An 11,965-nucleotide genomic window follows, 5' to 3' on the forward strand; every position below is an offset into this window, starting at 1 on the left:
GTCTAATGAGTGCGATGTAGGTGTTTATTTTTGAGTTGTTTATTATCGGATTAAGTCCAATAGGGAAATTAACAGAATTAGCAATAAAACAAAATTCGTGAGCTTTTTCGTGTAGGTCAATTGCTTTTTCTACCATTTCTTTATCAGAAACCACCACGATAGGATTTAAAGTTATTTCCTCAAAATATCCTTTTCCACTTTTTTCCTCTATCATAATCCCTTGTGGCGTATCAGAATATTCTTCTACAATCACATTGTTTTCCGAGCAAAGATGCAGATACCAAAGCATATGACACGAAGCCACCGCACTTATCAATAAATCCTCAGGATTATGCTTTGTTTTGTCGCCACGAAAAGCAGGGTCAGAAGACCCTTGGATTGCCGATTTCCCTTCAGCTTCAATAAGATAACTTCTTTCATAGGTGGTATAAGTTTTGGTGCCTTGCCCTTGATTTCCTGTCCATAATATAGTGGATTGATATTGATGTTTTTTCATATTTTTAGGTCTCCTATTTTGAAAAAAACAATTTTTGTTACTCAGCTTATTTTACTTCACCGAAACGAAAACCTCCACTTCGGATTGGTCGCCGTTTTGGGATTTTTCGCCATAGACTTCAAAATCGTACTGGTAGGCACGATTCAGCACTTCATCTTGTTCCCAAATGGTTTTCCAAGTCTGCATAACGGCATTGGGCATTTCTCCTTTGGCAATGAACTTCTGAAATTTTGTAGCAGGAAATTCTCGCCCAATCATTCCGTTTGGAATTTCGTCTAACGAATTGACTTTCTTTCCGATAATCGCGGTATAAGCTCCTTGATAATCACTTTCATAATCGGTGTAAATGGCGATAATTTCCTCCGAAATGGTATTCGGGATTTTTGAAATGGTGTCGCTCATAAATTGCCCCCAAAGTTTGCCCAAATCTGTTGCGGCTTGTCCGTTGGCATTGGTCGTTCGTACCGCGATGCCGATGATTTTAAATGCGTGTGTCATAATATTTGTTTTTAAGTTTTATATTTTCTTTCTTCTCACCAAAACCATAATTCCCAATCCGAAAAATGCTAACAGATACAGTACTACAAAGAGATTTTTCAGCAAACTGAAAAAAGGCAATACGGATAAAACAGCATCCGAAAGCGACGGAAAGCGGTAAAGCGATATGCCGATACCGATATTTTCCAAGTAGTCAAACACTGCCGCCAAAATGGGTAAAAAGACCACCCATCTTACCCTTTTAAAGTTCAATTTATCAATGAAATGCTTTAATATCTGTCTGTAAGTAAAGGCATAAAGTAGCGGGTATATCATATCAATGGGTAATTGCCTGTACAGATAGTAATGTCTGCCCTCGCTTTCTAAATATTCCAAAAGACGCACGACATATTCATCATCGTAAAAAGGTAGTACATCAATGATTTTCAGTCCGTTGGCAAGGCGATTCAGTGTGGGTATGGTAATAAAAACCATCAACAAATACACCGACATTGTGATGATAAAATATAGCCAAAGTTTTGTTGTATGTTTCATATTTTTACTTATTGGGGCAAAATATTTTTTACTCTTATATTGGAATACCTTGTATGTCCTATGGCTAACAAATATAATATTTTTAAGCATTATACGGCATTGATTTTCATTTTTATATCTTTGAATTATCAGGGCTTATAGCATCTTATTTTCGATGTACTCGCAGATTTGCTGTGCGATGTATTTTTTTTGGTAAAAGTTGTGATACGCCTCATCAAACAGGTATGGCGATGTTTTCATTGTATCATACCACGCAGTACTGGGCAGATGATGGTCTTTTTTACCATAAAATAGGTGAAGCTGAGCTTTTGGAGGTATTGTTTCATACCGCAATCGGGTGGAGGATACGGCTACCAAATGTTGGGCTTTTAATCCGCTGTGTAAGGCTCTCCAAGCAATATAGCCACCTATGCTAAAACCTAGTATGGCGAAGGTTTCTTTTTCTTTGTAGGCTAAGTTTTGTACAGATTGTAGAACGCCACCGTCCATAAATTGCTGATGCAGTGCCACCTCGGTATATTGACTTACATCTATCTGCCCTAACTGACAAGCGTCATAAAAGATAACCTCAAAATGTTTGGATAAGGTTTCGGTGTAATATTGCCACCATTGTGATTGTTTTACACCCCATAAATCCGAAATAACGATGAGTTTTTTCATTGGTTTTCCTTTTTGTTTAGTAACATACTTATCATTTTCTCCAAACGCCTTTCTTTGGTTTCTTGCTTTTGGGCTTCATTTATCCATTGGATATACTCGTTTTTGTGAGACGGACTCAGTTTTTGAAACACGGCATATGCCTCGGGGGTTTCTTTTAATATGTTTTCTATGTCTATGCTGTTAATGGCTTGGGTATGCCTTTTTTCAGCTTCATCAAAATCAGTAGTAGTTCTGGGTGCATTGGGCAATTGTTTGTCTAATGATTTTCGATACTGGATACATCCTTGCATAAACTTATCCCACTGCGGAACAGATATATCCACCTCATATTTTTCAGGGAGTAAATTCCATAAATCAGGATGAAACCAACACAAATCGTGTTCGCTGCAATCACGGTGCTTACGAATGGCATTGCGTAATTTTTCGACCTCCGAAATGAGTTGCTCTCGGGTCATTTGTTGTAAATCTTCGTCCATTTCTTTCATATTGTTTATTTTCTTATCGCTTCAATTCCGTAGAAGTGCAATACAATCTTGGTAAAGACGCAAACACATTGCGTTTCTACAATTGGTAATATGTTCAACATTTGGGCAAATGTTGATTTGCCCCTACGGGGTTATTTGTGAAAACAATCTTCTGTCCATTTTGCAGGATTATTTTCGATGTATTCGTGAATTCTGAAATACGATGCCTCATTTCGGATAATATGTTCGTAATAATTGCGTTGCCAAATTTGATGGATATTTGTATTGGAACGCACCCATTTGGTTACACCAATTTTAAAACCACGCACGATGGAACCAATGGTGTTTGATGTCCCCCGTAGGGGCGAAATATCTTTCGCTCTATTATCATCGGGCAAATGTTGATTTGTTGGGGCGAAATATTTTTCGCCCTTATTATAGGGCAAATGGTAATTTGCCGTTTCATTATGGGGCAAATGTTGATTTGCCCCTACGGGGGTTACAATTTCTATTATGCCATGAATGTGATTGGGCATCACCACAAATGTATGCAACAAAACATTTTTAAAATGATTGGGAATGTCTCTCCAACATTTTTGGGCAATTTCTCCTATTTCATTTAATTGCATTTCCTCATTGATGATTTCCCCAAAATAATGTGCTCTGTTTTGGCAACAAATCGTGATGAAATACAACCCTTCACGGCTGTAATCATATCCTTTCAGACGAATAGAACGCCTTTTGTGTTTATCGGGATTGTATTTTTTCATAATCAATCTATTATTGGGGCGAAACATTTTTCGCCTTTATTATAGGGCAAATATTGATTTGCCCTACAATATTACGAAACCTATATTGGAAAATCCTTAATAATTGATAATTAACCATTAACAATTATAATAAAACCCTGTTACTTCAATACGCATACCGAAGAATTTTTCCAATTGGGGCAGATAATTATCCAAATCATATTCTTTGGCACCGAAAATTAGCATTGGGTATTTTTGTTTTTTGTAATACACTCGCAGGGTATCGGCACCACTGCCTTTGGCAGGAAGCATACGCTCGATGTACACTTTTTTAATATTCGATAGCGGAAAAATATTGCAAAATTCACCCACACTTACCCCGAGTTGTTTATTTACTTCATCTCGCCACAATACGGCTTGGTCGCCAAACCTTTCCGTTAGTAAAGGTGGACGGCGTTTTACGATTTCGTTTTCTTGATAGTTGGTCTCTATTCGGATGTATTCTTTCGGAAATAACACCCAATCGGTAAGTTGTATATTCTCCTCATTTTCAATTGGAGTGATTAATTCGGGATATTTACGGGCATTGATAATATTAAAAAACACATATTGATGCTGAGGTTCTCCGTAATAAACGCTAAGAAATGTCATTCCGTCTTTCTGAAAAAATGAATAGAGGTCTTCACGAGTTTTATAGTGTTCATTGAGAGGCAAATGTTTTTCTAGTTGCTGATGCACTTGCCAAAAATCAAATTCCTCTACCTGTGTGTCTCCATTGGCATAGTATTCTCGTACGGCTATATCCCTACGCTGGGTGTTATGAATGCGAAATTCAAATTTGGAAAATAGCAAATTGCCCACCCGCACCGGATATTTAAAATAGTAATACTCATACACCTCATAATCCAAATCAAAAGGGCTGTCCCATTCCACCAAAGGCGATGCGATAACTTCCTCGTAGGTAGCGTCCCACGAAATAAATTGTTTTTCAGGTGATTGCACCTCAAAACCGAGGTGGTAATCGTTGTGGTTTTCGGAAAGTAAATAAATTTCTTGCATATCTATTCTTCTCTTGAAATGATTTTGGTAACCAATTTTAAAAAATCCACAGCCAAGAAGTATTGGTCGCCCAAAGCATTGTATGCCAAGTCTTCCGAGAGTACTCCGTGGGGCATTCCTTCGGGAATTTCACCACGATTGGAAGCGTCATAATCTTTTTGCCATTGGTCGCTTCCGTAATAGGCGTTAAGTTTTTGCACTTCGGGAAGTAATTCCTGCCATTGTTTGAGAAATTCTTCCGCTTTCGGGGTGAAATCTTCTATTTTATTGAGGATTTCCTCCATTTCTTGAATGTTTTGTAATTGTTTTTGGGTCATAGCTTATTATTTTTTACATTTAATATGTAAGATTGTTTTTCTGTGTCTTTTAGAAGTAGTTTTTTATGATTTGGAAATGATTTTTTAGCCTTGAAATTGATTAACTGCGGTTAGATAATCGCTAACCGCAGTTTGATAATCAATTTCTTTGTGTATAAACTTAATTTGCGTTCGTTTCCCAACGAACTTTTTACAATGAAAATCCTCTACAATATTTTAAAAAATCCCATTATGTCAAAGAACGTTAGGGTTGCTTTACTTACCCTTATGCTGATTCTTTATAGAATCTAATTTTTTTGCTAAATCAATCACTAATTGTGGTTGTTGCTCAGCAAGATTTACTTTTTCCGCTGGATCTTGCTTTAAGTTGTACAACTGTGGTTTGTCGGAAAATCCTGTTTCTATTCCTGTTTGCCAAGCCACTTTCATTTTACTTTTTGAAGGTTCTATATATTTGTAATCACCCTCAACTATCGACAACGTATTTTGTATAGCTTCTTGTACAATTTCTGAGCGTCCTTTTTTATCTTTTCCTATCCAAGAATCCCATTGGTTTTTAGCATCAAAGGCTTGGTTAGAATCAATTCGAACGTTTAACATTGCTCCAACTGATGCAATAAAATCAGTCTGACTAACAAGAGCTTGTGAGGTTTGCTTTTTTATATTTCCTTTCCATGAAACAATCATTGGGATTCGAGTTCCTGCTTCGTAAACACTGTATTTTGCACCTCTAAGAGCCCCGAAAGGATTGTGTTCTCCTGACTTTTCAATGGCTTGATCTGCATAACCATCATCAAGTACAGCTCCATTATCACTCGAAAATATAATTATAGTATTTTCAGCAATTTGTAAGCTATCCAAGGTTTTTGAAATAGAACCAACCATATCATCTAACTCTAAAATAGCATCGCCTCGCAATCCTTGTGATGTTTTCCCTTGAAAACGTGGATGAGGCATTCTCGGCACATGTATGTTGTTTGTTGCTAAGTATAAAAAGAACGGTTTTTGTTTATTTTTGATGATGAATTTTTTTGATTCACGTACAAAATCATCAGCAATATTTTCATCTTTCCAAACGGCACTCATTCCTCCTGATTGATATCCAATTCTGCTTATTCCGTTGACAATTGTCATATCATGCCCGTGTGAATATTTCAGTTTTAACAATTCAGGATTTTCTTTTCCTGTGGGTAAATTGCCTATTTTTTTCTGATAACTTACAGCCAACGTATCTGTTGGATCGAGGTTTAGAACTTTTCCATTACTTACATACACACAAGGAACTCTGTCGGAAGTGGCAGGCATAATAAAACTCTCATCAAAACCAATATCCTCAGGAATGTTACTTATTTGAGTGTTCCAATCAATTCCATTTTCATCACCTAATCCTAAATGCCATTTACCGATAACGGCAGTAGTATATCCTGCTTTTTTGAATACACTCGCCACAGTTTGTCTTCCGCTTGGGATAAGTGCTTTTTCATTTCCGTTAATTACTCCACGTCCTTTTTCTCTCCAAGCATATTCTCCGGTGAGCAATGTATAACGAGACGGAGTACAAGTCGATGCGGCAGCGTAAGCATTACAGTGTAAAATTCCGTGGTCTGCCAAACGATCAATGTGAGGAGTAGCAATTTTTCCTCCATAGCTACTTAAATCACCATAGCCCAAATCATCAGCGTAAATTAAAATTACGTTGGGAAAAACAGTCTTTCCTTTTTTTTCAGTTGACTTACAGGATAAAACGAATGTCAGTAAACAAAAAAAAGATACTTTTAACCAATGCTTTTTCATATTGATAAACTATTAAATTAGGTTCCTAATGTCAAAATCACATTTTCGTTTTTTCTTATTTTTTGTCCGCTTGGCAGAGACTGCCCTCTGACTTTTCCTTCTCCTACCAACTTGACACGAACTCCCATATTTTCAAGAAGAGCAATAGCATCCATTGCATTCATTCCGAATAGATTAGGCATAACTGTTTTGTATTTTTGAGCCTTTGTGTAGTACAAATCATATTCCTTTTCTGTTTGAAGCGATGAATTTTGAACGTCTTCTATAGTATTTATTAACAATGAGTTAGTATGTATTTTTTGTGCAATACTTTTGAATACAGGCCCAGACACATCAGCTCCGTAGTATCCAACACTTTTGTCTGGCTCATGAATAACTACGATACACGAATACTTCGGTTTATCAACAGGAAAAAATCCTGCAAAAGATGAAATATAATTAAATCCCCTACCCTTTTGGTTACTTCCATAATCTTTTCGGGCGGTTCCCGTTTTTCCTGCCATCGAAAAATTTGGAGAATAGAGTTTATGCCCCGTACCGTAGGATTTTTCAACCACATCAGCAAGTAATCCTTTGGTTTTTCGAGCAGTTTCTTTAGAACAAATACGCCTATCGATAATTTCCACATTAAATTTTTCGATGGTTTTATTCCATTCTTTAACTTCCTTAATCAGACGTGGACGTACCATAACACCTTCGTTAGCAATAGCATTATAAAAAGTTAAACTTTGTAAAGGTGTAAGTTTTAGTCCATAACCAAAGGACATCCATTCGAGTGATATTCCACTCCAATTCTTATCCTTAGGCTTAGGAATGTAAGGTATTCCTTCACCCAAAATAGGCAATCCCAAAGGTTTGTCTAAATTCATTTCACTTAATTTATCGGTGAAATCTTTCGGATTTTTAGCAAATAAATGATGTACCATTTCAGTCATCCCTACGTTTGATGATATGGCAAAGGCCTTTGCTATATTGATTTTTCCTCTGAAACTTCTTTGTGAATCTTCTACTGTTTCTTTATAGTACTCTGCTTTACCTTGTTTAATATCAACTACATAAGTTGTATCTATACCACTTTCTTCCATGGAAGCAACTACTGCCATAAGCTTAAAAATGGAACCTGGTTCGTGTGTTTCTCCTACGGCATAATTATATCGCTCGGAATAAGTATTGTTTTTTGGATTTAGTTCTAAATTTGAAATAGCCTTGATTTCACCTGTACTAACTTCCATTACGACCACGCACCCGTGATGAGCTTTATATTTCTGGAGTTGCGAAAGCAAAGCGTGATGTGCAATGTCCTGAATATTAACATTTATGGTTGAAACTACATCATATCCATCCTTAGGCTCAATGATATTAAACCCACTGGCAAGTTTCCATTGTCCTTTTGCTATCTTTTGTTCCATGCGTTTACCCTTCGTACCTACGAGGTAATTGGAATAAGCTCCCTCCAACCCTATTCGATTGACGTATCCATCTTCCCCAACACGTGAATATCCTATACTTCGATGAGCAATTCCTCCTAAGGGATACTCGCGTTTGATGATTGGTTCAACAATAATTCCGCCTTTGTTAGCACCCAAATTAAAAAGTGGAAATTTTTTAATTCGAACATATTCTCCATAGCCTAAATTCTTTCCAATCAATAGATAACGATTTTTTAGATTACGTTCCTTACGGAGTAAATTTTGATAGTAAGAACTTGGTTTTTTAAACATTTTTCCCAACGAATCACTCAAAGCTCGGATATGTTTATTAAAATCCTCATTCTTGATAGAGGCCACCGCATCCCATCGGATATCGTAACGGGTCACTGAGGTTGCAAGTAAACTTCCGTCATCGGAATAAAGATTTCCTTGATTAGGCTCAATATCTGCCTCACGCAAATACCTTTTGTCGGAGTCTTCTCGATAGTCTTTTCCGTTAATTTGAATGTTTATGAGTTTAACCGATATGACAACAGCTAATATGAATAGCATAAAAGCCACCATATAGGCACGTCCTCGAATTTTGTTTTCTTTTTGAGTTTTCATTTTTATTAGGATATAGGATTCTTAATGTTCTAATCTATTCTTGGATCGCATATCTAGCCATGCAAACTTCGTATGGAAACAAAATATCAATAATTGCTTCAAACTTCGTTTATATTTTCCTTAAAGATTCATCAATTAGCAATCGAAATACCGAATGATCTGTAAAAATCAATTACTTACAATCACTTTTATCTTGTGAGGAGGGCGTTCAGGTTGTTTAAGTCCTTTGCTTCGTAATTTGTCCAACAATGCTGATTCTAACTTGACTTTTTGCAATTTCGACCGAACATAAACAAATTCGCTCTTCAATTCATTAACCTCCCTATTAAGTTGTGCAATTTCGTGTACCTTGCGATCGGCATTGTGAGCACTCGTAATCATTATCACGCTCAGTACAAACAAAAAAGCAATGACTGTCCAATTTTTAATAGCATTTTTTCCCTCTACTAAAAATTTTCCACGAATAAAATTTTTTATTTCATTAGTTGCCTTTCCCATTAGTTATCAGATTCGTTCGGCAATTCGTAACTTGGCACTTCTTGCACGATTATTTTCTTTGATTTCTTCATCGGTTGGGGTTATCATTCCTCCTATTTTTTTAAATGGTACGAAAGTATTCCCATAAAAATCTTTCTCGGCAGCTCCATCAAATTTGCCATCACGAATGAATCTCTTAACCAATCTATCTTCTAATGAATGGTAACTTATGAAGCTAATACGCCCACCAACTGAAACAATATCAGGTAATTGTAACAAAAAATCTTCTAAAACTTGCATTTCTTCATTTACCTCAATGCGTATGGCTTGATAAATCTGTGCTAAAGTTTTATTTTCCTTGAATTTCTGTAAAAATGGCTTTAAAATCTCTTGCAATTCACTTCCTGTTCTGATAGGTGTATTGACTCGTGCCGCAACAATAGCTTTGGCAATAGCCTTAGCATTTTTCAATTCGCCATAATTGTAAAACAACCTATACAGCTGATTTTCATCATATTCATTTACGATATTTTGAGCTGAAACACCTCCATTTTGATTCATACGCATATCCAAAACACCATCAAAACGAGTAGAAAATCCACGTTCCGGAACATCAAACTGATGTGATGACACACCAAAGTCGCCCAAAATACCATCTACTTTTTTAACTCCGTAGAATTTTAAAAATCGGGCAATATATCTGAAATTTTGGTTTATGAGCGTAAATCGTTCATCATCAATACTATTTTTAATAGCATCCTCATCTTGGTCAAAAGCATAGAGTCGTCCTTTTTTTCCTAAACGATTGAGAATTTCACGCGAATGACCACCTCCTCCAAAGGTAACATCAACATAGATTCCTTCCTCTTTAATATTGAGTGCATCAATACTTTCGGTTAGTAAAACGGGTTTGTGATATGAATTAGTTGCTGTCATTTCTAAGTCCTCCCATAACTTTCTCAGCCAATTGTGAAAAATCCTCTGTCGTTGTATCGATTGCTCTTTCGTAGGCATTTTTGTCCCAAATTTCAACTCGACTTCCAAGGGCTGAAAAGACAATTTCTTTGTTGATCTGAGCAAAATCAAGCAAATCTTTAGGAATTAATATTCTACCAACGGCGTCAGTTTCAACAAGTTTCACTCCCGACATAAATTTTCTGATGAAATCATCATTTTCTTTCACATATCGGTTCAAACTTCTGATTTTTAGCATTTCATTATTCCACTCCTCAGTAGTATAAAAGTCAATACAACGCTGAAAATCGGAGCGTTTCAGTACAAAACCAACTTCCAAATCTCCCAATTGTTTTTTGAGAGGAGCTGGTAATACTACTCGTCCTTTAGCGTCAATCTTACATTCATATGTCCCTATAAGAATTTTCAACGAAATATTTTTAAAATTATTTTTCGACAAAAATAGAAATTTTTTCCCACATTCCACCACTTTTTCCCACTTTGTTGATAAGTTTTTGAGAAATAGATTTTTATATACAGAAAAATAAGATTATCTGACAAAACTCAAAACAATATTTTAACGATTAAACCTGTATAAATTTCTTCTACTAAGCAGTATTTATTGCAGAATAATTTATGAACTGGATGTGATTCTAAAGTTTTGAAAATTAATAGCGGAGTTGTTGTAGGCTGAATACACGAAAAAAATTATAGCTGTTATTAAAACACATAGAAACGTAAAATAAACTTCACATTTCTATGTAATTTAAAACTTAATTTACGGAAAATTTATGTTTCTTAGTTAACTTTCAAGGCTTAAGAATAACTCAAGTAAACGAATTAAAAATTGATAAATTTCATACATCAACCTAATAAAATTCAGCAGATTAAACATATCATAAAATTATTATTTGAATGATATAGGAAAGTAGCAATTTACTGAAAAATCAAACAATAGACTTCCATTTTTTACCAAAAACAGCAGCAAAGAATCTTATTTTTCATAAATATAATTTAACCGAAAATAATGTAATTTAAATTAATTAAATAATCTTGTAAAATTCCTGCATGAACGAAAATATATAGCTATTTTCGTAAAAAAGAGTTTAACATACAAAAGAAAAATATTAACAAAATACCAATTTCCCTCCAAAAAGTATTCAAGAGTTAGATTTTTCGTATCAACTACAACCTAAAAATACTGCTATTTTTCAATAAACATAAAAAGTATAAAAAAACTACTTTTAATTTCTGAGAAATCTATAAATACATTTAAAATTCAACAGAGAAAAAAAACCGTAATGGGTAAAATTTATGTATTCAAAATAGTTTAAAAACGGAAAAATAAAAACATTAACCTCATCATGGATAACAACGAAGAATAAATAATCAACGATATAATTTAAATTTGAAATTTTAATCTCTATGTATAAAACATTTATCTACTACAAGTAAGAAGTAGTATCTTCTAGTGAATACTATGCTAAGAATATTCCACTACAAGTAGTGATGATGGCATTTGAACAAATTTCCCTGGATTTATTAGTCGATATTTTTTGGTGAAAATAAATTTAACAAGAAAAGAAAATTAGTAAAGATTATTTCCTTTAAAAAATTGCCGAAACATTGAGAAGTTTTCAGAAAAATGTAATTATTTAAATAAATTTCATTACAGTGACTTTAGAAAATAAATTATACAATAACTAAAAATAAACTCCCATAGTTCAGCTTAAAATAGTAATCACTATTTACATAAACCGATAGATTAATTGTAATTTAAAAATATCGTTATATTTTATATAAGCATAGGAGTATTATTAATCTTTAAAAAATTCATGATTTATGAATTTTATATATAATATGCTCTTAAAAAATATTACTTTAAATCGCAAATAATACAAATACACTTTTATTTAGAATTTCGGAA

At 34.7% G+C, this 11,965-nt stretch carries 12 protein-coding genes and 1 pseudogene; all 13 read right to left on the minus strand.

The features are described 5' to 3' along the window. Window positions 1-40 precede the first annotated feature (40 nt). Window positions 41-496, minus strand: a pseudogene (locus tag ACF3OB_RS06190) (OsmC family protein); the annotation flags it as partial. A gap of 51 nt (window positions 497-547) precedes the next feature. Then, entirely contained in the window at window positions 548-994 is a 447-nt protein-coding gene (locus ACF3OB_RS06195) for a GyrI-like domain-containing protein (RefSeq protein ID WP_172919915.1), read from the minus strand. A gap of 18 nt (window positions 995-1,012) precedes the next feature. Further along, window positions 1,013-1,528 (minus strand): hypothetical protein, encoded by a 516-nt coding sequence (locus ACF3OB_RS06200; RefSeq protein WP_392447096.1) that lies wholly within the window; start codon window positions 1,526-1,528, stop codon window positions 1,013-1,015. A 135-nt stretch (window positions 1,529-1,663) separates the two neighbouring features. Then, window positions 1,664-2,188, minus strand: a complete 525-nt coding sequence (locus tag ACF3OB_RS06205; RefSeq protein WP_392447098.1) for an alpha/beta hydrolase — start codon at window positions 2,186-2,188, stop codon at window positions 1,664-1,666. After that, on the minus strand, window positions 2,185-2,673 hold the full coding sequence (locus ACF3OB_RS06210) for a YdeI/OmpD-associated family protein (protein WP_212895706.1): 489 nt from the start codon (window positions 2,671-2,673) through the stop codon (window positions 2,185-2,187). Before ACF3OB_RS06210 ends, ACF3OB_RS06205 begins: the two co-directional genes overlap by 4 nt. 131 nt (window positions 2,674-2,804) lie before the next feature. Then, window positions 2,805-3,422 carry a transposase gene (locus ACF3OB_RS06215; protein WP_392447100.1) on the minus strand — a complete coding sequence of 206 codons (618 nt, stop codon included), beginning with the start codon at window positions 3,420-3,422 and terminating at the stop codon, window positions 2,805-2,807. Between the two features lie 117 nt (window positions 3,423-3,539). After that, window positions 3,540-4,460: a hypothetical protein gene (locus tag ACF3OB_RS06220; protein ID WP_392447102.1), complete on the minus strand. Its 921-nt coding sequence runs from the start codon at window positions 4,458-4,460 to the stop codon at window positions 3,540-3,542. A gap of 2 nt (window positions 4,461-4,462) precedes the next feature. Next, window positions 4,463-4,777, minus strand: coding sequence for a DUF4298 domain-containing protein (locus ACF3OB_RS06225; protein WP_392447104.1), 315 nt, complete (start codon window positions 4,775-4,777; stop codon window positions 4,463-4,465). Between the two features lie 255 nt (window positions 4,778-5,032). Then, the gene (locus ACF3OB_RS06230) at window positions 5,033-6,571 is read right to left on the minus strand and encodes a sulfatase-like hydrolase/transferase (protein ID WP_042010368.1); all 1,539 of its coding nucleotides are present in this window, start codon (window positions 6,569-6,571) and stop codon (window positions 5,033-5,035) included. Between the two features lie 17 nt (window positions 6,572-6,588). Further along, window positions 6,589-8,607, minus strand: coding sequence for a penicillin-binding protein (locus ACF3OB_RS06235; protein ID WP_241693926.1), 2,019 nt, complete (start codon window positions 8,605-8,607; stop codon window positions 6,589-6,591). A gap of 168 nt (window positions 8,608-8,775) precedes the next feature. Beyond that, a complete protein-coding gene (locus ACF3OB_RS06240) occupies window positions 8,776-9,105 on the minus strand; it encodes an FtsL-like putative cell division protein (RefSeq protein ID WP_042344100.1) in 330 nt (109 codons plus the stop codon). Between the two features lie 6 nt (window positions 9,106-9,111). Then, entirely contained in the window at window positions 9,112-10,020 is a 909-nt protein-coding gene (gene rsmH / locus ACF3OB_RS06245; protein WP_042344099.1) for a 16S rRNA (cytosine(1402)-N(4))-methyltransferase RsmH, read from the minus strand. Then, window positions 10,007-10,468 carry a division/cell wall cluster transcriptional repressor MraZ gene (locus ACF3OB_RS06250; RefSeq protein ID WP_042344119.1) on the minus strand — a complete coding sequence of 154 codons (462 nt, stop codon included), beginning with the start codon at window positions 10,466-10,468 and terminating at the stop codon, window positions 10,007-10,009. Before ACF3OB_RS06250 ends, rsmH begins: the two co-directional genes overlap by 14 nt. Window positions 10,469-11,965: the final 1,497 nt, after the last annotated feature.

The organism is Capnocytophaga canis, assembly GCF_043187445.1.
GTDB classification, from domain to species: domain Bacteria; phylum Bacteroidota; class Bacteroidia; order Flavobacteriales; family Flavobacteriaceae; genus Capnocytophaga; species Capnocytophaga canis.